Below are 23853 nucleotides of genomic sequence, written 5' to 3'. Positions count from 1 at the left end.
AAAAACCGTTATTTAATGCGATAGCCAATGCTGCGAACGGTTTCAATATTGAGGTTATTATTCGGCAACTGGCTGAGTTTTTGCCGAATATTGCTGATATGCACATCTACACTGCGATCATAGGCTTCTCTCGGTCGCCCCAGACCTTTATCCGACAGTTCGTCTTTAGTCACTACCCGATCCGGCGAACGCAGCAATAATTCCAGCAGATTGAATTCAGAGGCGGTTAAATCAAAAGCTTTACCCTGCCACTGGCTGCTGCGGGTAGCGGGATTCAACGTCAGCGCTCCCAGCGTCAGCAGGGAGTCACCGCTGCTTTGCTCTGGCCGCTCATCGAAGCGACGTAATACCGCCCGCAGCCGCGCCACCAGCTCCCTTGGGTAGCAAGGTTTCGGCATATAATCATCTGCGCCCATTTCCAAACCGATCACCCGATCGATATTGTCCCCTTTGGCGGTGAGCATGATGATCGGCAATCGACTTTTCTGGCGCACCTGTCGTAAAACGTCAATTCCACTCATATCCGGCAGCATAATGTCGAGAATCAGCGCGGTATAATTGCCGGATAATGCGCCATCAATACCGGATTTACCGGTAACGGCCAAATCAGCCTGAAAACCCTCGCCGCTCAGGTACTCCTTCAGCATTGAGCCAAGCTCAATATCATCATCGACTAATAGAATTTTCATATATTTCTCCCTTAACTGATTTCACCTATTTTCCTGCCAATTTATCGCCAGCGCAGCCAGTTTTACTGAATCCTTACATATTCCTAAAATCCGCTTTACCCCTAACGGCGGTGCTTGGCGGTAAATTATGACTCAGTATTTCTCTGTAGATTTTGTCTTAGAATGACTCAAGGAAATTTGGTCAATTATGCAACAACTCATTGGTACCAAACGACGGGCGCTATGGCTGCTCGTGGCACTACTGGCGGCAGGTTTCGTTCTCTATTTTTTATTTTTCTCTACGCCAGAAAAGCCCGCTTACATCACCGCCACCGCTCAAATCGGCAATCTGGAGCAAACCGTTCTGGCTGATGGCACCATCAAAGCGAAAAAACAGGTTAGCGTGGGTGCGCAAGTTTCTGGGCAAATCAAAGCCCTACATGTCAGTCTTGGTCAACAAGTGCAAAAAGGCCAGTTGGTGGCCGAAATTGACGATCTGACTCAACAAAACGCTTTGAAAGACGCGGAAGCCGCTTTAAAAAACGTGCAGGCGCAGCGCGCCGCCAAACAGGCTACGCTGGAAAATAACCGCCAAACCTATCAGCGCCAACAGAAAATCCTCGGAATGGGGGTGGGCACTCAAGCCGATTATGACAGCGCCAAAGCCACTCTGACTGCCACTCAATCCGAAATTGAAGCGCTGGACGCTCAAATCGCTCAAGCCAAAATCGCCGTGAGCACCGCGCAGCTCAATCTGGGTTACACCAAAATCACCTCGCCAATTGAAGGCACCGTGGTAGCTATTCCCGTGGAAGAAGGCCAAACCGTTAACGCGGTACAAAGCGCACCGACCATCATTAAAGTTGCACGTCTGGATACCATGACCATTGAAGCGCAAATTTCCGAAGCCGACGTGATCAAAGTCAAAACCGGTATGCCAGTATATTTCACTATTCTCGGTCAGCCGCAGCAACGTTTCAGCGCCACGCTACGCGCCGTAGAACCGGCTCCCGACTCAATCAACGACGACGATACCAGCACCTCATCCAGCGCCAGCAGTACATCGTCCACCAACACAGCCATTTATTACAATGGCCTGTTTGACGTGGCCAATCCCAATGGCGAACTGCGGATTTCCATGACTGCACAGGTATATATTCTGTTGGACAAAGCAGAAAACGCCATTGTCATTCCTTCTACCGCCATTGAACATCGGGGCAATAAGAATCAGGTTCAAGTGGTTGATGAAAAAGGGAATATTAGTCTGCGTGATGTCACCATTGGATTGAATAACAATGTGGACGCACAGGTGATTTCCGGACTTCAGGCCGGCGAGAAGGTGATTATCAGCCAATCCAGCGGCACTGCAATGACCAGTAAGGTTCAGCGCATGGGCCTACCGATGGGGATGCGATAATGCATAGCGCCCAATCAAAAACGATCTTGCTGCATCTGGATAATGTTTGTCGTCAATTCATCAACGGCGAACAGCACGTTCAGGTACTGAAAAACATCAATCTGACAATTCATCAGGGCGAAATGGTCGCGATTGTCGGGGCTTCCGGCTCAGGAAAATCAACGCTGATGAATATTCTTGGCTGCTTGGATAAACCCAGTTCTGGCGAATATTGGGTGGCAGGACAAGCCCCGCAACTGATGAGTAATGACGAGCTGGCGAGGCTACGTCGAGAACACTTCGGCTTTATCTTCCAACGCTATCACTTACTGGGAGATTTAACCGCCCAGGGCAACGTTGAAATTCCAGCTATCTATGCCGGTAGTCAACGGGAAATACGACGTCGGCGAGCGGCGGCTTTGCTTGGCCGTTTGGGGTTAAACGAACGGTTGGATTACTATCCCAGCCAGCTTTCCGGTGGCCAGCAGCAACGAGTTAGCATTGCCCGCGCGCTGATGAACGGCGGCGAAGTCATTCTGGCAGACGAACCCACCGGCGCGCTGGATACCCACAGTGGTAATGAGGTTTTGAGTATTCTCAAAGGCCTACATGCTCAGGGACATACGGTGGTCATTGTTACCCACGATATGCGCATCGCCGAACATGCTCAGCGAATTATTGAGCTGCGTGATGGAGAAATCATCGCTGACCGCGACTCACAAAGTAGTCTGGAACCTGATACGCTAGAAAATCTGGAGAAAAACCTGCCAGCCACGATCGAAACATCGATTCAGCCCTCTCGCTGGCTGAGGCAACGCGATCGACTGCAAGAAGCCTTTAAAATGGCGCTGTTGTCGATGGCCGCCCAACGATTGCGCACGTTTCTCACCATGCTGGGTATTATTATCGGTATCGCATCGGTGGTTTCAGTGGTTGCTCTGGGGAAAGGCTCTCAGCAACAAGTGCTGGCTAATATCAGCGCGATGGGCACCAGTACGCTGGAGATTTTCCCTGGCAAGGATTTTGGCGATAGGCGTTCGGCAGCGATTCAAACGCTGCGCGCCACCGATGCTGATGCATTAGCCCAGCAAGGTTACGTTCACAGCGTTACGCCCACGCTGTCTACCAGCGTGATTTTCCGCTACGGCAACCAATCGGTATCCGGTACCGTCAACGGCGTGGGCGAGCAATACTTCACCGTGCGCGGCTACCAAATCGATCAGGGAATGGCCTTCACCCGCACCAGCGTGGACAACCTGTTGCAAGAAGTTGTCATCGACCAGAACACGCGTAACAAACTGTTCCCAAACGGAGAAAATCCATTGGGAAAGGTGATTTTACTCGGTTCCCTCCCCTGTCGGATTATCGGCGTGGCGGCTAAAAAACAGAGCGGTTTTGGCAGTGATGAAAATCTGAACGTCTGGATTCCCTATACCACGGCGATGAAGCGTATGCTCGGTCAGTCCTACTTAAAGAGCATCACCGTTCGGGTAAACGATGATATTGACTTAGCTAACGCTGAGCAGGGCGTCATAAAACTACTTACTCAGCGTCACGGCAATCAGGATTTTTTCGTGATGAATACCGATAGTATCCGTCAAACCATCGAGAAAACCACAGCAACCATGACGCTATTGGTATCTATGATTGCGGTAATTTCGCTCATTGTCGGAGGCATTGGCGTAATGAATATCATGCTGGTTTCCGTAAGTGAACGAACCAAAGAGATTGGCGTGCGCATGGCCGTTGGCGCCCGTTCCAGCGATATCATGCAGCAATTTCTCATTGAAGCGGTATTGGTCTGTCTTTTAGGCGGTTGCCTCGGCGTGTTGTTGTCGCTGGCGATCGGCGGGTTATTCAGTCAGTTCAGCACCAGTTTTACTATGGTGTACTCCGCGACCTCCATGATTAGCGCCTTTCTCTGTTCCAGCCTGATTGGCGTGGTTTTTGGCTTTTTCCCGGCGAAACGTGCCGCCGAAATGGATCCGATCCGTGCCCTTGAGCGAGAGTAATTTCGGTAAGCGGTCACAAAAATGCGCTTTCCCATTGCGATTTTATCGACGGACTGGGTATGTTATTGATAATAGTTTAACTCCGTTTTATTTTTGATAATGGAGTTAGACATTCTAATAATACTCAAACTCTGGATAAGGGAATGGCATCATGTTCAAGGCAACTCGAGGTTTTCTTTACGCTTTGCTGGCAATAGGCTCTGTTTCCCTTAGTCAGGCAGCGGCTTTACCTGATGTTCCTTTGTCATTCAAGAACGGTACTGGCGCCATAAATGGTTCGGTCATTTACGTGGGTTTAGGTAGCGCAGGTAAGAACTGGTTTCGGATAGATATTGCTCATACATCACCAATCTGGGAAAAAATAGCTGAATTCCCCGCTCAGCCGCGAGAACAGGCGGTTTCCGTTATGCTTGATGGCAAGCTTTATGTTTTCGGTGGCGTCGGTAAAGCCACGGAAAACGAGGCCAATCCACAAGCTTTAACCGAAGTTTATCGCTACGATCCATCGGACAATCGTTGGGAAAAAGTGCCAACCCGCGCACCTCAGGGATTGGTTGGCACCGCTATTGCTTCCCTTGATGGTCAACGGGCATGGGTTATAGGTGGGGTGAATAAGCAGGTATTTGACGGCTATTTTCAGGATTTAAGCGCAGCTCAAACGGCGCAACAAAAAGATGCCGTGGCTCAGACTTATTTCAATCAGGCACCGGAGAGCTATTTCTTCAATCGGGAAATCATGATTTATAACCCGACGAATAATCAATGGCGATCCGGCGGCCAGTTGCCTCAATTTGGCCGCGCAGGCTCTGCTATCGCGACTCGGCAAAACCGAGTCATTTTGATTAACGGAGAAGTCAAACCAGGATTACGAACCGCCGAAGCGCTAGAAGGGACATGGCAACAAGATCAGATGCACTGGAAGCGGTTGCCCGATCTGATTCCAGCCAGCGATAAAATGCAACAGGAAGGGTTGGCCGGAGCTTTTGCTGGTATTAGCCATCAGGCCATATTGGTAGCGGGCGGAGCCAACTTCCCCGGTGCCAGAGCACAATTTAACGCCGGTCAGCTTTATGCTCATCAAGGACTGAAAAAAAACTGGCGTGACGAAGTCTATGGATTGGTGAACGGGGAATGGAAAATCGTCGGGAAATTACCTCAACCTTTGGGTTACGGCGTTTCTATTCAGGATGGAGATAATATCTGGCTGATTGGCGGGGAAACCGATAACGGCGCGGCAGTGGCGTCCATTAGACAATTATCTTGGGATGGCAACCGGTTACGCCAGCAGTAGCTGAAACGCATCCGAAGTGTAGCGCTAACTTCGGATGCCATATTTAACGGTGTCACTAATCAAAAACGCCGGTAGAAAGATAGCGATCGCCACGATCGCAAATAATCGCCACGATCACCGCGCCCGGACGTTCTGCCGCAACGCGCAAAGCGCCAGCCACCGCACCGCCGGAACTGACACCGCAGAAAATCCCTTCCTGCTCCGCCAGAAGACGCATGGTTTTCTCCGCGTCAGTCTGCCCAATATCCAAAACCTGATCGACCAGTTCTGGACGAAAAATCCCCGGTAAATAAGCCGGAGACCAGCGACGAATACCGGGAATACTGCTGCCTTCCGCCGGCTGCAGACCGATAATTTCCACCTGCGGATTCTGGCTTTTCAAATAGCGACTTACACCGGTGATGGTGCCGGTGGTACCCATGCTGGAAACGAAATGGGTTATTTTTCCTGCCGTTTGCTGCCAGATTTCTGGCCCAGTGCCAGTAAAATGAGCCAGAGGATTATCCTGATTATTGAATTGATCCAATACCTTGCCCTGCCCTTGCCGCTCCATCTCCAGCGCCAGATCTCTCGCGCCTTCCATTCCCTGCTCACGGCTGACCAGAATCAATTCAGCGCCGTAGGCTCGCATCGCCGCCTGACGCTCCTGGCTCATATTTTCCGGCATGAGTAACTTCATTCGGTAGCCTTTCATCGCCGCAATCATAGCCAGAGCAATGCCGGTGTTACCACTGGTCGCCTCAATTAATACATCACCATCATGAATATCACCCCGTAATTCCGCTTGCTGAATCATGGACAGCGCTGCCCGATCTTTTACCGACCCGGCAGGATTATTCCCTTCCAGTTTGACCCACACATCGGCGTTCAGCCCTTGTGTCAGACGCTGCAATTTCACCAACGGGGTATTACCGATACACTGTTCCAGGGTTGTCACATTATTAACCTATTAAGCGAATAAAAGTGCCCGATGGCATGAGTTTTACGCCACGTTCGGACAAAGCAAAAAGGCGGCCAATAGGCCACCTGATTATATGCGGTGAGCAAAAACTATCAGGCGCTTTGCGCCATAGCAATGGGTTGCAGTAATTGATCGCCAGAATAAAGTCGCGCGTTCAATCCGCCAACGTAGTAGCGATTGCCTCGCACTGGCGCAGCTACGCCACCTTCTGGTAATACCACGCTGATAGGTTCCTGATGCCAGCCTATCGGTTGCACGGTTAACTGCCAGAAGTGGCCGCGCGGGCTGACCTCCAGTACCTGAACCGGCAGCGGACAGCGAGCGCCGGCCTGAGTACTGATTTCCATTTCCCACGGGCGCAGGAACAAATCGACGCGCCCCTGATGCATAGGAGCCAGATCCAGCGGCCAGTGGTGAGCGCCAACGTAAAGCTGCGAACCGCGGATCTCACCGCTTAATCGGTTAACCTCACCGAGGAATTCCAACACAAAACGCGTGGCCGGATCGCGCCATACCTCATCCGGCGTGCCCACCTGCTCAATATTGCCCTGACTCATCACCACAATCCGATCCGCCACTTCCATCGCTTCTTCCTGATCGTGGGTCACGAAAACGCTGGTGAATTTCAGCTCTTCATGCAGCTGACGCAGCCAGCGGCGTAATTCTTTACGTACCTGCGCGTCCAGCGCGCCAAAAGGTTCATCCAGCAACAGAATCTGCGGTTCTACCGCCAACGCGCGAGCCAAAGCGACTCGCTGCTTTTGACCGCCGGAAAGCTGGGAAGGAAAACGATTCGCCAAATGACCAAGCTGTACCATTTCCAGTAGCTGTTCGACTTTGTGCTTAATGGCCGTCGCATTTGGGCGCTCGCGGCGCGGTAATACCGTGAGGCCGAACGCAATATTGTCGAACACCGTCATATGGCGGAACAGCGCATAATGCTGGAACACAAAACCCACCCGGCGCTCCCGCGCGTGTAGCCGGCTAACGTCAGTACCGTGGAAACTCAGCCGTCCGGCATTTTGGTTTTCCAGACCGGCAATAATTCGCAGCAACGTCGTTTTACCCGACCCCGAAGGCCCCAGCAGTGCCACCATCTGACCAGAAGGAATATCCAGCGCGATGTCGTTCAATACCTTGGTACGACCAAAATATTTGCTGATATTGTTAATTTCAATGCTCATGCTTTTCCTCCTGTTCGAGGCGAACAACCTGACGCGCTAAGCGCCATTGCAGACCGCTCTTCAGAAATAGGGTAACTATCGCCATCAGGGTGAGTAACGCCGCTGCAGTGAAAGCACCGGCGGTGTTGTAATCCTGATGCAGCAATTCAACTTGCAGCGGTAAGGTGTAGGTTTCACCGCGAATTGAGCCGGATACCACGGAGACTGCGCCAAATTCACCAATGGCGCGGGCGTTGGTTAATACCACACCGTACAATAGCGCCCAGCGGATATTCGGCAAGGTGACGCGACGGAACATCTGCCAACCGGAAGCACCCAGCAATACTGCAGCCTCATCTTCCTGGCTGCCCTGACTCATCATCACCGGTACCAGTTCCCGCACCACAAATGGGCAGGTGACAAATACCGTCACCAACACCATTCCCGGCCATGAAAACATCAGTTGAATATCATGGGCATCCAGCCAGCCGCCAGCCACGCCGTTGGAACCGTAAAACAGCAAATACATCAGACCCGCTACCACTGGCGAGACAGCAAAGGGAATATCAATCAGCGTCATCAATAATTGGCGACCGGGGAACTGAAAACGCGTTACCAGCCAGGCCATCACGACGCCAAACACCAGATTCACCGGAACGGTAATCAGCGCGACTAACACCGTCAGCCAAATAGCATGCAGCATGTCTGGATCGGCTAAATTCTGCCCTACCACCTCTATTCCTTTGGAGAACGCGGTGATAAAAATCCAGGCGATTGGAATCACTAACAGCAAAATGGAAAACACCGCGCCGATGGCGATTAACGTCCATTTTCCCCAGTTGAAAGGCGGGCGAACAGCACCACCGTTAAATTCTGAAATATCCGCCATCAGTGCCCCCCAATCCGCTGACCAAAGCGGCTCTGTAAGGTATTGATGCTAAACAGCAACACCAATGACACGGCCAGAATCACCGAGGCAATGGCGCTAGCCGCCGGATAATCAAACTCTTGCAGGCGGATAAAAATCATCAGCGAGGTCACTTCGGTTTTCCACGCGATATTACCGGCGATAAAAATCACGGCGCCAAACTCCCCCAAACTGCGGGTAAATGATAGCGCAGTACCGGCCAGCAGCGCCGGAGCCAGCTCCGGCATGACCACCCGACGGAAACTCTGCCAACGAGTGGCACCCAGGGTTTCTGCCGCTTCTTCGTATTCCGGCCCTAACTCTTCCAACACCGGCTGCACGGTTCGCACCACAAATGGCAAACTGGTAAAAGCCATGGCTACTGCAATCCCCAGCCAGGTAAAAGAAACTTTGATATCAAACTGTGCCAGCCAACCACCGTACCAACCGGTAGTGGAGAACAGCGTGGCCAGCGTTAAACCAGCAACCGCCGTCGGCAAGGCAAAAGGCAAATCCATCAGACCGTCAAGAATACTGCGGCCGGGGAACTGATAGCGGGTCAAAATCCACGCCATTAGCATACCGAAAACGGCGTTGAACACGCTGGCAACGCCGGCGGCCAACAGCGTGACTTTGTAAGCCGCGACCACCTGCGGATTGGAAATCACTTCCCAGTATTGCGCCAGACTCATTTGAGCCAGTTGCATCACCAGAGCGCTCAAAGGTAACAGCAGGATAAGGCAGGTATAAAGCAGGCTGCTCCCGAGGCTAAGAGTGAATCCGGGCAGAACCCGCTTGCTGGACGCCGACAACATTACTGGTGCCCTTCCGCTAACAATTTATCCAATACGCCGCCGCTGGAAAAATGGGTGCTCATCACCTGCGGCCAACTGCCGAACTGTTCTTCCACGCGGAATAATTGGGTTTCCGGGAACTGCGATTTCGCCGCAGCCATGGCGGTTTTGTCATAAACGCGATAGTTAAAGCTGGTAATAACCTGCTGCGCTTCAGGGCTGTACAAGTAGGTCAGATAAGCTTTCGCGGCTTTTTCCGTGCCGTTTTTCACGACGTTTTTATCTACCCACGCCACTGGGAACTCCGCCAGGATATCCACCGGCGGGACGATGACTTCATATTTGTCGCTGCCGTATTCTTTCCGAATATTGTTCACTTCTGATTCGAAGCTAATCAGCACATCGCCCAGCCCGCGCTCCACAAAAGTCGTAGTTGCGCCACGGCCACCGGTATCAAATACCACCACGTTTTTCAGGAAACGTTTCATCCAGTCGCGGGTTTTAGCATCGTCACCGCCGTCGGCCTGACTGGTTGCGCCCCAAGCGGCCAAATAGGTATAACGGCCATTGCCCGAGGTTTTCGGATTTGGAAACACCAGCTTGACGTCTTCACGCACCAGATCATTCCAGCTGTGAATTCCTTTCGGATTATCTTTGCGAACCAGAAACGCCATAGTGGAATAGAAAGGTGAACTGTTATTCGGCAAGCGCGCTTGCCAATCGGCTGGAATCAAATTGCCGCGATCATGCAGGATTTGTACGTCTGTAACCTGATTGTAGGTGACTACGTCGGCTTTCAGACCTTGCAAAATAGCCAATGCCTGTTTGGATGAGCCGGCATGAGACTGTTTGATGGTCAGCTTATCGCCGGGATTCTGAGCTTCCCACTGTTTCTGGAAACCCGGATTCAGCGCGGAGAACAATTCGCGGGAAACATCATAAGAGCTGTTCAGTAACTCGGTGGCAGAAACCGTGGCGCTGCCCAATACCAAAGCGCTCAACAGAGCCGCTTTTGACCATCCGGCCAGCCTGCCATTTTTCATCAAGTTCTGTTTCATTCTGCACCTTAGTCACTGAGTTCGCCGGGCTGATAACGCCTTAATGATGATCAGTGTATTTATAACTAGGCATATAGCTGTAACGCTTTTATATACCGTTTAGTGATGTGCAAGTATGAAATGCTCTAAGGCAGCAAAACCGCCTCTTCCCCGCGACTGACAAAAATAAGAAAGTCTGGCTGATATCAGCCAGACTTTGTGAAAGCGCCGTGGTTAACCTCACGCGCGAGGGATTATTTCAGCGTGACTGGCTGCGCCGTGGCATTGCCCTTGGCTCCGCTGAAAGCTTTACCATCAATGGCGTCGACCATTCTCAATCCTTTCGGACGAATCCAGCGCTGAACGCGCGATGGCATATCAAAACCAATGAGCAGAATCACCACGAAAGTCAGGCTGAAGGATAGAGATCCCAGCGCAGTTCCCAGACTCAAGTGTTGAGCAATAGACGCGCCCAGAATCGGTGCCAGTGCACCGCCGAGCGCCCCCACGTTATAAGTAAAGCCTAAACCGGCTGCGCGTTGCTCGGTATCGAAATAGCCGCCCAATAATTTCGGTAACAGTCCCGCAATGCCCTGCCCCAGCATTTGCTGTAAAAACAGCACCGCGCCAAGCAGCATAATATTCCCGCCACCCATGGCAAACAGCGGGATAATCAGCAATTGGGAAACGAGTAAACTGGCTACATAGGCTTTACGCGTCCCCAGCCAATCGCCCAGAAAACCGCCGACGCAGCAACCAACCGCCGCGCCAAAGCCACTAAAGAACAACACATTACCTACAGTATGTGGATCATAACCCAGCTCCAATTTCAGGTAAGTTGGCAACAGCGCCTGAATCGGCCAGGAATAGAGGAAGGCGCAGAACACCACCACCATCAGCATCACGCCCGTCGGCCAGCGATCGCCACTGGTTTGCACCATAAAGTAGATAAATATTGCCGCGCATAAAATTCCCAGAGCCACCACAACGGGTGCCGAAACCATACCAGTGAAGCAGAAATATAGCGCTGCGGCGGCAAACACCGTCAGAATAATGTTCAGGTAACTGAGGTTACTGCGGTACAAGATATCCACCATATTTAGCGATTTAGCGGGTTTCTGTTTAGCCGATTGATTCTGCGCCTTTTCCCAATCCTCGGCCTCTGGCAGGTTTTTTCGTAGCCACAAAGCGAAAATAATCGGCAACAACCCAATATAAAACAGCATCCGCCAGCCAAAAGCAGGAACGATATAGCTATAGGCCTGAGCGGCTAATACGGCGCCAATGGAGAAACCGGAAATCAGGAAGCCGCTGGCTTTATTCCGCATGTGTTTCGGCCAGCTTTCCATGACATAAGTCGAGCTGGAGCCATATTCTCCCGCCATACCAATACCGATAATCAGTCGGGCAATAAATAAGGTGGTATAACCCGGAGCCAGACCACATGCCAGCGTACCAAAGGAAAAGAGGACGATGCTGGTAATCATGGCTAATTTACGACCATAACGATCGCCCATAGCACCCAGCACTAATCCGCCAAACCAACGGGAAATAAATGCCGCAGAGATTAAACTGGTGGCCTGAATAAGGGATAAACCAAACTCTTGCTTTATATCGGTCAGCACCAGCGTGATCAGTACGAAGTCAAAGCCATCCAGGGCATAACCGATCCATGCGGCAATAAATGCCTTCCATTGAGCAGGCGTCAGCTGTTTATACCAGCGCTGCTGTATTGAAGTATTCATATTAAGGCGTTCTCCCCCGTCATTGATAAGCCTCTGACGGAAATCTATTATCCCGGCCACGCGTTTAACAATCAGCATCTCATTGTTTTAACGCATATTTAAAGCAGCTAATTGCGCTGATAGCTACGCTTATGTTTTTTGCAGTTAAACCCCGAAATAAAACACAAAAAGGAGTAAAACTCCACTTGAGTGTATAAGATCACTCTCTCTTTTCAATCACAATGTGTAGAAAACGTGACAAAGATGGCGAAATGTTTGTATTACCGGGAAGAACCAAATAAGCCACCGTAGATATAACGTAGAGATGGCTTATTCACGGGAGAAGTGCGTTTTGCAAAGGAGATTATATTTTTTTGCAGCTTATCCGTTCTGGCTAACGGCGAGAGTGGTTTTACGCTTCGTACTCTCCGCCTGCTCAGGATCAGCTTTCACCAATAAGGCATAAATCAGATCCAACACAAATAACTGGGCAATTTTGGTGCCGATAGAGTCACCTTGTAATTGCCCCTGACGGTTGCCATTGATTAATACATAATCGGCCAGTTCGGTAATGCGCGACCCCATATTATGAGTTAAGGCAACGGTTGTCGCTCCGGCCTGTTTTGCCAGCCGCAATGCCTCTACGGTCTCTGTAGAAGTACCTGAATGGCTAATACCAATAGCGACATCACCGGCTTTCATTAATGAAGCCTGCATATACATAAAATGATTATTGGTTGCGGCATCGACTCGCAGGCCGATACGCATTAATTTTGCCTTGGCGTCTTCGGCAGTAATACCGGAAGACCCTACGCCAAAAATACAGATTCTGTCTGCCGGACGCAGCAAGCTAACCACTTTTTCAACACATTCCAGCGACAGCAAATTCAGGGTTTCTGATAACACATTATTAATTGCCACCTGCAATTTACTACCAATAGTCAGGGTATTATCGCTATCCTGAACATCCGCGTCTAACAGGCTATTTTCATTATTTGACGCATTGCTGGTTGCAACTTCGATGGCCAAATCCATTTTGAAATCATGGAATCCCTTATAGCCCAGCGTGCGGCAGAAACGAATAATGGTGGCTTCGCCGGTTTGAGTTAATGAGGATAATTCAGCAATAGAAACCTGAGTCACTTTAGCCGGCTCCGTCAGAATATAGGCCGCAATACGCTGAGCAGAACGAGTCAGGCTATTTTGCATCGCCCCCAAGGCATCAAGAATTTTTCCAGGCTGGAAACGTGGAGTACCCGTTTTCATCACAAACACCTCAGGGTGAGTTTAAATTTGGTGGGCATGATTACATAGTTGGCAGGCTTCGTGAAGACAAATGAGGCCGGAGAGCGGCGGTAGAAACAATAAAAAACCCCGGGGGGCCGGGGAAAATGTCAAAGATAACTAAGGTTCTTATTATAGGGAAATCAGGATAATAGAGTGTCGTCCAGCAGGCGGCGATGCACCTTCACCACCAGTTTTTTAATCGTACCAGAACCGATAATTTGACAGCCCGGCTTATGAGGCTCACCCGGTAGGAATACCGCAAACATACCGGGGAGCATACGTAATTGGCTTTTATCCGGAATTTCGGCAATAAGCTGATAATCATCCTCAGCCTGATAAGGCTCCAGATGTTCTGATGGCGTTTGGGTTGAATATTCAATCCCTTCCACACCGCGAATGAGCAGCTGTACATCGGCATAGACAAGATGCATTTCTGCTTTTTTACTTTCCGCTGGCTGAGTGTCAAATTCCATCACATTCATAAAAATATCCTCGCCGTTAATATCATGACGACCGCAGGACAATTCGTTAACCGGTATTTCCGACAAATACGCCAGTATCATTTGAATACTTTCCGGATAGCCGCCAAAAAATTCGGGCTGATTTAAGTTACCGTGAATCATTTTTATGCCTTATATCCCAACGGATAATCTTAATTATTCGTCACTAGGTTGCACTATTGATTACAGCGTGGCTGTGGCCCACAGCGCTGCACCCGATAAACCGCTATCTTGGCGGTAATGAGCCGCCTGCAAAGGCGCACGATAGATGGCCGGTAACGTTTTCTGCGCCAGCCTCACTCTATCGAGATAGCCTTCGGCTAACCCCACGCTACCGCCGATCACCACCATTTCCAGATCCAGAGCCATGGTCATATCCGCCACCATTTGGGCAATGGCTGCCGCTGAATCGTCAATAATCTGTTCTGCCTGCCGCTGGCCATTTTTTGCCATGCGAAATACCTCAACGGCAGTGACCGGCTCAGCCCAGGCAGCAGTGGCTGCGCCAATGGCCGTACCGGACGCAACGCTTTCTACGCAGCCGCGTCGACCACAGCCGCACATCGGCCCGTGAGGATCGGCCAAGGTGTGACCAATATGGCCGGCCAATCCTTGATTACCGGTATGTAACTTATTATTCAGGACAATACCGCCACCCACGCCGGTTGAAACCGTCACGAACATCATATTATTCACGGCAATAGACAAAGTCTGATATTCCGCCCACGCCGCGGCCTGACCATCGTTTAGCAGCACACAAGGCACATTCGCGATGCCTTCAATACAAGCTTGCAGTGGAAAATGAGCTAAGCCACCGAGGTTGGCAGGATTTAGCGCCGTGAGATAACCATTACTAACAATCCCCGTTGAAGCCACACCAACAAAATCAACATGTTGTCGATGGGGTTCAATCAATTGTTCCAGCGTTCTTTGCAACCGTTCTGCGTCTCCTCGCGGAGTGGCAATTTGCTGCCGTTGACTCAGTTCGCCTTTGTGATTCACTCGCGCGGCGGCGATTTTAGTGCCACCAATATCCAGTACCAAGCCCTGCTTCATACCGCTGCCTCTCTGTGCCTCAGCCTCTACGCCCACCGATCACACTCCGAAAAATAAAATAAAATGGAGTTTTACTTCGAATGAAACTATCTCAACTCACTCTAATAGGCAAACAGAAAATGCGGCCAAAGGAAAAGGGACTGGCACCCTTTCCTACGGGTTCACATTTTGCTCGTTCAGTCGTTGCGCCCGTCGAATAAAAGATCTAACATGACGGAGTAAAACTTCATTTAAGATAAAATACCGGAGTTAAAAACCGTGAGCAATCCAATCCACCTCCGCCATCAGCTCCAGAACGGATTAATCGTTTCATGCCAACCGGTTCCCAACGGCGCCATGGATCGCCCCGAAATGATTGCCGCCATGGCGCAAGCCGCGCTGGACGGCGGTGCCGTAGGCCTGCGTATTGAAGGTGCCGCCAACGTGAAAGCGGTGCGTGAAGTGACCGATGCGCCCATTATTGGCATTGTTAAGCGAGATCTGCCGGGCTGCGCAGTCAGAATAACCCCATGGCTGGAAGATGTGGATGCATTGGTTGCCGCCGGAGCCGACATTATCGCTTTTGATGTAACCCACCGAGAGCGCCCCGTTTCGGTGGAAATGCTGTTTGAACGAATTAAAGCTTCTGGTCGTTTATCCATGGCCGACGCTTCTGACTATACCGACGGTATCAGCGCTCACCGCTTGGGCGTCGATTTTATCGGCACCACGTTATCCGGCTATACCTCGAAAAATACGCCGTCTGAGCCGGATTTAGCGCTGGTAAACCAACTGGCTCAGGTCGGTTGCCGGGTGATAGCCGAAGGTCGCTATAATTCACCGGCGCTCGCCGCCGCCGCGATTAAGGCGGGAGCCTATGCCGTTACCGTCGGCTCCGCCATCACCCGCATTGAACATATCTGCGGCTGGTTCACCGATGCCATCAAGCAGCGTTAGTCTTCCTGACGTGCTTAATTTTAACGGCGGAGTTATCCTCCATAAACAAACTCCCCCCCCTGCTATCTCTTCGAGTTTAAGGATAAGTATGAAAAAGTTAACCGGCCTTATCGCTGCACCGCACACTCCGTTTGATGAGCACGGTGAAGTCAATTACCCGGTCATTGACCAGATTGCAGAGCATCTGATTAATGATGGCGTAAAAGGTGTTTACGTTTGCGGCACCACGGGAGAAGGTATTCATTGCTCCGTTGAAGAACGTAAAAAAATTGCCGAGCGCTGGGTTGCTGCCGCACAGGGACAATTGAGCATTACGCTGCACACAGGCGCTCTCAGTATTAAAGATGCGGTGGATTTGTCTCGCCATGCGGAAGAACTGGATATTTTCGCGACCTCAGCCATTGGCCCCTGTTTCTTCAAGCCAGGTAATCTGGATGATTTAATTGCCTATTGTCAGACAATTGCAGCGGCGGCTCCGTCAAAAGGCTTTTACTATTATCATTCCGGGATGTCTGGCGTGAATTTGGATATGGAACAGTTCTTAATTAAAGCCGAGTCTAAAATTCCTAACCTGTCCGGCATTAAATTCAATAATGCTGATCTGTATGAATTCCAACGCTGCCTACGGGTTAGCGGTGGCAAGTTTGATATTCCGTTTGGCGTGGATGAACATCTGCCGGGCGGATTGGCTGTTGGCGCTATTAGTGCCGTTGGCAGCACTTATAATTACGCGGCTCCACTGTTCCATAAAATCATTGCGGACTTCAACGCTGGTAACCATGCTGCGGTGCAAAGAAGTATGGATCAGGTCATTGCGCTAATTCGTGTACTAGTAGAGTTGGGTGGCGTAGCCGCAGGTAAAGCTGCGATGCAATTACACGGTATTGATGCTGGTAATCCGCGGTTGCCGTTACGTGCTCTAACTAAAGAACAAAAACAAACTGTGCTGAACAGAATGCGTGACGCAGTGGCGCTGTAATCTTCCCAAGAAATATGTAGACCACTGCCATTGAGCTATAAAAAAAGCCGGTGCTAAATAGCAATCCGGCTTTTTTATACGTTTTTTTGCAGAAAATACTATAACTATAGCGACAGCAGTTTAGTCAGCGACGGCGCGAAATAATAGCTGCCGGTAACGGCCTTACTAAAACGCAGCAACTGGTCGTGCTTGCCATCCAGATCGCCGAACATGCTTAGCAATTGCTGTTCGATATTGTGTAAACGTGCGCAATAAGCGATGAAATACAGACCGTGTTTCCCACTGGCAGTACCATAAGGCAGGCTCTGACGCAGAATTTTCAGCCCCTTACCGTTTTCTTTTAAATCAACCCGGCTAACGTGCGAGGTATCAGGACGCTGATCCGGTGGCAGTTCCTGGCTATCCGACTTGGTGCGGCCAATGATTTGCTCTTGTTTTTCCTGCGGTTGGCGCTGCCAGGTGCTCAGGTTGTGCTCATAGCGCTGAACCAAAACGTAGCTACCGCCAGCGTCTTCCTCACCTTCGGCAATGACCGCGACTTGAGGCCGGTTATCACCCTGCGGGTTTTCAGTACCGTCAATAAAGCCGGTAAGGTCTCGTTCATCAACCCAACGGAAACCATGGGTTTCCTCTTCAATAGCAATAGTTTTACCGAATGCGGCCAGTGCAGCCTGAGCCAGAGAGAAGTTCACATCATGGCGCAGAGACTGAATGTGGATCAGCATGTCACGCTGGGTCGCCGGTGCCAAACCTCGTCCCAACGGCACAAAAGGCTTCAGTTCAGCAGCGCCCTGCCCGCCGGAGAGGTCATGCCATACGTCAGAACCGAAGGCAATAACCGCGCCTAAATGTGCATCAGGGTATTGTTGTTGTAACTCCACCAACGATTGGCAGAATATTTTAGAACCGCTACGGATGTCATCCAGTTCACCCTGAATTTTTGCTTCCAAAAAAATAGCAAAACGGCAATGTTCCAACAAAATACCGCTCTGAACCTGAGACATGATTTCTTCCTCAATAAAAACTGGGAGTTGGGGTTCTTCCCCCAACTTTATATTCTGTTCGACATCATACGCGACGCCTTAATTATTACATTGCGTCAGCGCAAAATAAAACAGGAATAGCCCCAATGCTAGCAGGCGGCTACCACCGTGATTTTTCCCCAGAAATAATAAAGGCTCCGACAGAGGAGCCTTTACGACGTTAAAATAATCCCATTACGGCTAAGATTAATGAGCCTGAGCACGCCAGATTATTTTACTCACTTTCCAGTTTTTCAGTGCGTCGTTTGATGGCATTAATCCTTCCGGACCATGCCAAATGCCGGTAAACAGGTAACTAACATGTTTACTTTCTGGAGCCACGCACTCTACGCTTTCGGCATCATCACCGGTAGCTTTCTGGCAGGCACCATAAGCCTGCTCAAAGATATCGCTAAATGGTGTATCCAGTTTTACGCCCCACTGGCTGGAAATATTTTTGTCCATAACGTCAATGCGTTCGACAGTGCCTTTAGGCTGGCCTGAAATAATCAGTTTAACCTGAGCGTCCTTCATCGCCTGATAAAAAGAAATTAATCTATCGCCATTGCCAGCCATGCCGCTGCGTAAGCGGTAATCGCCGTTCAGACCTTCGTTAATCGCATCCTGATTCATCGCCGTGGCGGCAGTAATACTCCCTACGCCTTCCTCGGTCACCCGCAGGCTACTACCAAACCAATTCGTGGGAGACAGGCTCGACCAAGAAAAATTTGAGAGCGCAGAACACCCCGTCAGCAATATTGGCAACCCAAGCAATAACGGGCGTAAATTCATGGTATAGCTCCTTAAAATTAACTGACAAAAACGGTGATACCGATAATCACTTGCTTTCGGCCCACAGACAAAGCCCGTTTCAGTAGAACAGCGCTCAATGATTCACTGGTTGGAGTTCAGTTTGCTAAAAAAGTGCCGTAGTCACAGCCCCTCGGTATGACAGTCGCACCAAAGAAGCTCATATTTTCGTAATCCCGCCATATTAATCGGCCACTTATCTTCACAGATGCTCTTCATTTTGCAGCCATCGGATTATTGCCAACCTATATTCCTAAACTATAATGACCGCTCAGGTCGCGATATTTAAGCATTTTTTGCGGTCTGGTTATTATCGGCGACTCAAAGGACGAGATTTCCCCGGCTATCGGACATAATCATTTATTGATTGAAGGAGCGATAACGTGAAGAAGTTCATCACAGCAGCAACATTTCTGGCTTTATGTAGCACTCCGGCATTAGCACAAACCACCACTACTCCAACTACCGGTGGCTTTGAGGGCCCGTCAACAACCCAAACTCAGCCCGCAACCCAAGGCGGTTTCCAAGGCCCAAGCGCGGCAATCACAACCGTAGATAAAGTCAAATCCATGCGTGACGACACTCGCGTCACTTTACAAGGTTATATCGAAGAGCGTTTGAGCCACGATAACTACACTTTCCGCGACAATACCGGCACGATCACCGTAGATATTGACGCCAAACGTTGGAAAGGCCAGACCATCACGCCGAAAGATAAAGTACAAATCGAAGGAAAGGTGGATAAAGACTGGAATTCAGTAGAAGTTGATGTGAGAAATATTACCAAATTGCCATAATTGAACGCCCTATCCCTCAGATCAATTCAGCGGGATAGGGTATTTTTAAGCTTCCGACTTACTCACCGCTAATACTCTTGATCGACGATCAGCCGTTTGCCAAGGCTAATACTGTCCTGAATCTCATAATCCAACTTTTCATACATACCCAGCACCGCATCATTATCGTCGCGGACCATGATATTTATTTTTGGGCAGCCGCGGGCAATGAGCTTTTTCTCAAGGCGACTGATCAGCGCATTGGCAATGCCGCGGCCACGGAAGTCCGGATGAACGCCAAGGTAATATGCGGAACCTCGATGGCCGTCATAACCCCCCATCACCGAGCCCACGACAGCGCCATTCACTTCTGCCACTAGGAATAAATCCGGATCGTGGTTCAGTTTGCGCTCAATATCCATCTCTGGGTCGTTCCACGGCCGTAATAAATCACAGCGCTCCCACAGAGTTATTACCTCTTCAAAATCATCTTGTCGAAATACGCGAATTTCCATCAGTGTTCGCCGCTGTTAATTAAAGTTGATGTTCTGATTATCGCGGGATTATCTACACGCGCAATAATAAATTGATACGGATACACATAATTAAGAGAGTTGGCTCAGGCTGACGCACCTATTATCCGAGGTCGATACCGACGATAATAACGGATTCAGGCAGAATTTTCGTAGTAGGCAACGATATTCGGTTTCCTTAGCAGTCATAAACCGAACCCACACTGACGGTACAACTATAGGCTGGAATCAGGGTATACTTAGCGGCCTAAAACACTCCCAAGCCAGTGAATATAACTCTGATGAATACACCAGACATAAACATTATCAAAACCTTTCTCTTATCACTACAGGATGACATTTGCGCCAAACTCGCGCAGGCAGACGGTCAGGCCAGTTTTACCGAACAACAGTGGGAACGAGAGGAAGGTGGCGGCGGACGCAGCCGGGTAATGGTTAATGGCACAGTATTCGAACAGGCCGGCGTGAATTTCTCTCATGTGTCTGGTGCCACCTTACCCGCCTCCGCTACCGCGCACCGCCCAGAGTTGGCGGGCCGTAGCTTTCAGGCGCTCGGTGTTTCGCTGGTCATTCATCCCCTCAATCCTTACATCCCAACCAGTCATGCCAACGTTCGCTTCTTTATTGCCGAAAAACCCGGTGAACAGCCAGTTTGGTGGTTCGGCGGCGGTTTCGATTTAACCCCCTACTACGGCTTTGAAGAAGACGCGGTGCATTGGCATCAAACGGCTAAAGCGTTATGCCAGCCTTTTGGGGAAGATCTGTACGGCAAGTATAAAAAATGGTGCGACGACTATTTCTATATCAAACATCGGAACGAAGCTCGTGGCATCGGCGGGCTGTTCTTTGATGACTTGAACACTCCAGATTTTTCGACCTGTTTTGCCTTTACTCAGGCCGTTGGCAAAGGTTTTACCGATGCTTACCTGCCGATTGTCGAACGTCGTAAAACCCTGCCTTGGGGTGAGCGTGAGCGTCAGTTCCAACTTTATCGTCGTGGTCGTTACGTCGAATTCAATCTGGTGTGGGATCGTGGCACGCTGTTTGGGCTGCAAACCGGCGGACGGACCGAATCTATTTTAATGTCGCTGCCGCCTTTGGTGCGTTGGGAATATAATTATCAACCGGAGCCTGATAGCCCGGAAGCCGTGCTTTACCGCGATTTTCTGCCGGTCAGAGAATGGGCAAATGAAACAAACGGAGAAACCTGCTGATGCAAATTTGGGTCGATGCAGATGCCTGTCCGAACGTTATCAAAGAAGTACTCTTCCGCGCGGCAGATCGCGTTGGCATGATGGTAACTTTGGTCGCAAATCAGCCGTTGAAAACACCGCCGTCAAAATTTATCCGTACCCTACAGGTTGCATCAGGATTTGACGTAGCTGATAACGAAATCGTACAACGAGTTGAAATTGGTGATTTAGTGATTACCGCCGATATTCCGTTAGCCGCAGAGGTCATTGAAAAAGGGGGAATAGCCTTAAATCCACGCGGTGAGCGTTATACGCCGGATACTATTCGTGAACGGCTAAATATGCGCGATTTTATGGATACCATGCGCGCCAGCGGTATTCAAACCGGCGGGCCTAATACTTTAAATCAACGGGATCGCCAGCAGTTTGCCAATGAACTGGATAAGTGGCTACAGCAGGCAAAGAAAAAAAACGGCTAGGCGTTTGAATAATCGCCCTGCGCTCGGTGCCAACCGCAGGGCTAATTATGTTAGAAGCGTATCTCGCCGCCAAACAAATAGGTTCTTCCTCTGGCAGTATTATTTGGGTTTTCTTCCCGTTGCTGCATCGGCATCGCGTTCAGTTTATTTAGCGAATCCGAATAGCTTTTGTTCATCAAATTCTGCACCGAAACTTTCAGCATCACATTTTTATTTAATTGATAATTGCTGTAAATATCCACAATGGTTGGAATATTCGACATTTCTTCTTTCATCAATCTTCCGTCATATTCGTCGTAATCTAACGCGGGGCTCATCCTGCGGGTCTTGCCGGTATATTTAACAATGGTGCCAACCGTTAATTTTTCATCCAAGAAGCGCAGTCCGGTATCCAGCGTCAAGAATTTATCCGGCATTTCAGCGTTGTCGCCTGCGCCGAAAACACCGCTGGCGATAGACGTCGGCTGGTCGGTATTCTCTTTGCTGAAGGACAGACGACTAAATAAGAATCCGGCGTCATAATTAGCTTCCAGCTCAAAACCGTGAGTTCTGACCGGCGTGAGTGAGTTGGTGTAGATGTAAAGATTAAAGTTACCGTCGGTTGTACTCCAATCCTCGCTAGTCATTTGATCCAACGTACAAACGCGGCCCGTCCCACACAGCATATAAGATTGGCTGGAAATATAGTTTTTAATCTTGCTGCGATAGTAAACCGCTTTAAAACGCAGCGAGTCATCTTTAAATATCAGCCCCTGGCTGGCGGAGTTAAAACCTAGCTGATAAGTTTCTGCCTCTTCACCTTTCAGGAATGGGTTCATCGAAGCCCCTCCCTCATTGGAATAAAACACTTCCTGCACGTTTGGCGCACGCATTGATTGGGTATAGCTGACAAAAGGCTGGAACCAATTCACAATATCCGCCGACAGCAGCACGCTCGGATTAAAGCCATGTTCACTTAAATTAATGTTCGCGCTGCCCTGCGGGAAACAGCGGATGCGATCGTCGCAGGCGGGTTTGAAACCTTTAAGCTTAGCTTCAGTGTAATTGAGATCAAAATTAGCCTGATAAATACCGCGATTTATTTGCAGTCCGGTATACAGACTAGAGATATCCTGTCTGCCGCCCGGTGCGAACACGTTGTTCTCCAGTATTTCTCCTGCTGTTTTATTATCCGGCTCAGTAGTTTCAATATGCTTGTAATACTCAGTATTCATCAATTTACCGCCGATTTTGACGGCAAAATCCGTATCAGCGTAGCTGAATTTGCTGACATTATTAATATCAATCGCGTCTGAACTGTTTTTAGCACTTGAGTTGGTAAATTTGTTCAATGCGTCGGAGTCATATTTTTGATTCCCGCGGCTGACGCTGGCCAATACGCTCAAATCAATCAGCTCGGAGAACGGTGTATAGTTGTATTTAATATAAAAGTCATCGCTGTTAATGTGGCGGCGGCTGATTTTATTGTTATAAGCTCGGCCAGATAGCTCGATGTCATTAAACTCATTCGGTTTGATATTCAGCTTAATTAACTGAGACTGCGGATTTTGTTTAAAGGTTTCGTCACTACCAAATTCCTGACTCATCACCCCATCGCCATTTTTATAACTGGCGTCAATACTGCTGCCGCTCACTGCTAACATCGCGCCAATACTGCCGGTATCGGTAAAAGCATCTGTTTTACCCGCAATAGCAATCATTCCGCTGCGACCAATACCGTTATTACCCAACGAGAATTTGCTTCTGATGCCAAAGGGATTACCAGAGAAAATAACGTCATCCACGCCGATAGTTCGGAAATTGGCGCTACCAGCTAGCGCATTCACGCCGTCAGCGCCGATGGCATTGCCTCTAACCACATCAACGCCCACGATAAAGTTAGGGTCGATAAGTGCACCGAATTGGGTGGTCGGGGACTGTCCATGGTTATAGGGGTTAGGCGCACTGCCATAAAAGCTCTGCGTTACACCATCCACCATCGTATTCACCCGACCAAAGCCGGTCATACCACGGATATTCACACTAACGGTTCCCTGACCGGGATCCATTTGCGTTGAGGTGCCCGGCATGCTTCTAATCACCGAATCTATTGATTGCAGGTCTTTGCTTTCTCCGCGAGAACTGAATGCGCCTGGCTTTTCCAACGCACTGTTTTCAGGCGATGTTTTTGCTCCTGACACCGTTAACGGGCTGAATACCATTCTTTCCTTGGTATTGGCCGATTCAGTTTCAGCCTGAGTTATTGCTGACAATCCGATAAAAACCAATCCGGCTCCCATTATTTTTACCACTAGATTAACTCTCATAAATCCCTCAAGAAATTAATTTA

22 protein-coding genes are annotated in these 23853 nt (G+C 49.7%); 8 read left to right on the top strand and 14 right to left on the bottom strand.

The genetic code is table 11. The annotated features are described in order from the left end of the window. Window positions 1–8: 8 nt before the first annotated feature. Window positions 9–689 carry a response regulator transcription factor gene (locus DBA33_RS05675; protein WP_064517032.1) on the bottom strand — a complete coding sequence of 227 codons (681 nt, stop codon included), beginning with the start codon at window positions 687–689 and terminating at the stop codon, window positions 9–11. A gap of 187 nt (window positions 690–876) precedes the next feature. Here DBA33_RS05675 and DBA33_RS05670 point away from each other — a divergent pair, with 187 nt between their 5' ends. The 3 genes from DBA33_RS05670 (at window position 877) to DBA33_RS05660 (ending at window position 5367) form a co-directional block, all read left to right on the top strand. Further along, on the top strand, window positions 877–2085 hold the full coding sequence (locus DBA33_RS05670; RefSeq protein ID WP_120805844.1) for an efflux RND transporter periplasmic adaptor subunit: 1209 nt from the start codon (window positions 877–879) through the stop codon (window positions 2083–2085). After that, window positions 2085–4076 carry a MacB family efflux pump subunit gene (locus tag DBA33_RS05665; protein WP_162975166.1) on the top strand — a complete coding sequence of 664 codons (1992 nt, stop codon included), beginning with the start codon at window positions 2085–2087 and terminating at the stop codon, window positions 4074–4076. The genes DBA33_RS05670 and DBA33_RS05665 overlap by 1 nt, the downstream gene beginning before the upstream one ends. 151 nt (window positions 4077–4227) lie before the next feature. Continuing rightward, window positions 4228–5367 carry an N-acetylneuraminate epimerase gene (locus DBA33_RS05660; RefSeq protein WP_120805841.1) on the top strand — a complete coding sequence of 380 codons (1140 nt, stop codon included), beginning with the start codon at window positions 4228–4230 and terminating at the stop codon, window positions 5365–5367. 55 nt (window positions 5368–5422) lie between these two features. Here DBA33_RS05660 and cysM read toward each other — a convergent pair whose 3' ends face one another. The 9 genes from cysM to DBA33_RS05615 all read right to left on the bottom strand — a co-directional run bounded on the left by cysM (window position 5423) and on the right by DBA33_RS05615 (window position 14796). Continuing rightward, window positions 5423–6304 (bottom strand): cysteine synthase CysM, encoded by an 882-nt coding sequence (gene cysM / locus DBA33_RS05655; protein ID WP_064517024.1) that lies wholly within the window; start codon window positions 6302–6304, stop codon window positions 5423–5425. Between the two features lie 116 nt (window positions 6305–6420). Further along, on the bottom strand, window positions 6421–7512 hold the full coding sequence (cysA, locus tag DBA33_RS05650; RefSeq protein WP_064517023.1) for a sulfate/thiosulfate ABC transporter ATP-binding protein CysA: 1092 nt from the start codon (window positions 7510–7512) through the stop codon (window positions 6421–6423). Next, window positions 7502–8380 (bottom strand): sulfate/thiosulfate ABC transporter permease CysW, encoded by an 879-nt coding sequence (gene cysW / locus DBA33_RS05645; RefSeq protein ID WP_064517022.1) that lies wholly within the window; start codon window positions 8378–8380, stop codon window positions 7502–7504. Before cysW ends, cysA begins: the two co-directional genes overlap by 11 nt. Further along, window positions 8380–9213, bottom strand: coding sequence for a sulfate/thiosulfate ABC transporter permease CysT (cysT, locus tag DBA33_RS05640; RefSeq protein ID WP_049596920.1), 834 nt, complete (start codon window positions 9211–9213; stop codon window positions 8380–8382). The genes cysW and cysT overlap by 1 nt, the downstream gene beginning before the upstream one ends. Further along, the gene (locus tag DBA33_RS05635; protein ID WP_064517020.1) at window positions 9213–10250 is read right to left on the bottom strand and encodes a sulfate ABC transporter substrate-binding protein; all 1038 of its coding nucleotides are present in this window, start codon (window positions 10248–10250) and stop codon (window positions 9213–9215) included. Before DBA33_RS05635 ends, cysT begins: the two co-directional genes overlap by 1 nt. Before the next feature lie 233 nt (window positions 10251–10483). Next, complete coding sequence (locus DBA33_RS05630) at window positions 10484–11974, bottom strand: MFS transporter (protein WP_064517018.1); 1491 nt, start codon at window positions 11972–11974, stop codon at window positions 10484–10486. 360 nt (window positions 11975–12334) lie between these two features. Beyond that, window positions 12335–13219, bottom strand: a complete 885-nt coding sequence (locus tag DBA33_RS05625) for a MurR/RpiR family transcriptional regulator (protein ID WP_064517017.1) — start codon at window positions 13217–13219, stop codon at window positions 12335–12337. Between the two features lie 161 nt (window positions 13220–13380). Then, window positions 13381–13863: an N-acetylneuraminate anomerase gene (nanQ, locus tag DBA33_RS05620; RefSeq protein ID WP_120805839.1), complete on the bottom strand. Its 483-nt coding sequence runs from the start codon at window positions 13861–13863 to the stop codon at window positions 13381–13383. A gap of 60 nt (window positions 13864–13923) precedes the next feature. After that, window positions 13924–14796: an N-acetylmannosamine kinase gene (locus DBA33_RS05615; RefSeq protein WP_064518494.1), complete on the bottom strand. Its 873-nt coding sequence runs from the start codon at window positions 14794–14796 to the stop codon at window positions 13924–13926. Between the two features lie 258 nt (window positions 14797–15054). Here DBA33_RS05615 and DBA33_RS05610 point away from each other — a divergent pair, with 258 nt between their 5' ends. Both DBA33_RS05610 and DBA33_RS05605 read left to right on the top strand, forming a co-directional pair. Beyond that, window positions 15055–15732: an N-acetylmannosamine-6-phosphate 2-epimerase gene (locus tag DBA33_RS05610; RefSeq protein ID WP_071925603.1), complete on the top strand. Its 678-nt coding sequence runs from the start codon at window positions 15055–15057 to the stop codon at window positions 15730–15732. Between the two features lie 88 nt (window positions 15733–15820). Next, a complete protein-coding gene (locus DBA33_RS05605) occupies window positions 15821–16711 on the top strand; it encodes a dihydrodipicolinate synthase family protein (RefSeq protein ID WP_120805837.1) in 891 nt (296 codons plus the stop codon). Window positions 16712–16815: 104 nt separating this feature from the next. Here DBA33_RS05605 and DBA33_RS05600 read toward each other — a convergent pair whose 3' ends face one another. Continuing rightward, entirely contained in the window at window positions 16816–17715 is a 900-nt protein-coding gene (locus tag DBA33_RS05600) for a Dyp-type peroxidase (protein WP_120805835.1), read from the bottom strand. 225 nt (window positions 17716–17940) lie between these two features. Then, entirely contained in the window at window positions 17941–18525 is a 585-nt protein-coding gene (locus DBA33_RS05595; RefSeq protein ID WP_064517009.1) for an RpoE-regulated lipoprotein, read from the bottom strand. Between the two features lie 401 nt (window positions 18526–18926). Between DBA33_RS05595 and DBA33_RS05590 the strand changes: the two genes are divergently transcribed. Continuing rightward, entirely contained in the window at window positions 18927–19340 is a 414-nt protein-coding gene (locus tag DBA33_RS05590; protein ID WP_064517007.1) for a YgiW/YdeI family stress tolerance OB fold protein, read from the top strand. A gap of 68 nt (window positions 19341–19408) precedes the next feature. Here DBA33_RS05590 and DBA33_RS05585 read toward each other — a convergent pair whose 3' ends face one another. Further along, window positions 19409–19834: a GNAT family acetyltransferase gene (locus DBA33_RS05585; protein ID WP_064517005.1), complete on the bottom strand. Its 426-nt coding sequence runs from the start codon at window positions 19832–19834 to the stop codon at window positions 19409–19411. 299 nt (window positions 19835–20133) lie between these two features. Between DBA33_RS05585 and hemF the strand changes: the two genes are divergently transcribed. Both hemF and DBA33_RS05575 read left to right on the top strand, forming a co-directional pair. Further along, window positions 20134–21066, top strand: coding sequence for an oxygen-dependent coproporphyrinogen oxidase (gene hemF / locus DBA33_RS05580; protein ID WP_064517002.1), 933 nt, complete (start codon window positions 20134–20136; stop codon window positions 21064–21066). Continuing rightward, the gene (locus DBA33_RS05575; RefSeq protein ID WP_064517000.1) at window positions 21066–21524 is read left to right on the top strand and encodes a YaiI/YqxD family protein; all 459 of its coding nucleotides are present in this window, start codon (window positions 21066–21068) and stop codon (window positions 21522–21524) included. Before hemF ends, DBA33_RS05575 begins: the two co-directional genes overlap by 1 nt. A gap of 50 nt (window positions 21525–21574) precedes the next feature. Here the strand turns inward: DBA33_RS05575 and DBA33_RS05570 are convergent, their stop codons facing one another. Then, entirely contained in the window at window positions 21575–23830 is a 2256-nt protein-coding gene (locus DBA33_RS05570) for a TonB-dependent receptor (protein WP_064516998.1), read from the bottom strand. Window positions 23831–23853 lie beyond the last annotated feature (23 nt).

It is taken from the genome of Yersinia sp. IP36721 (assembly GCF_003634395.1).
Classification (GTDB): Bacteria; Pseudomonadota; Gammaproteobacteria; order Enterobacterales; family Enterobacteriaceae; genus Yersinia; species Yersinia entomophaga.
This window is presented reverse-complemented; position numbering and strand designations above follow the sequence as displayed.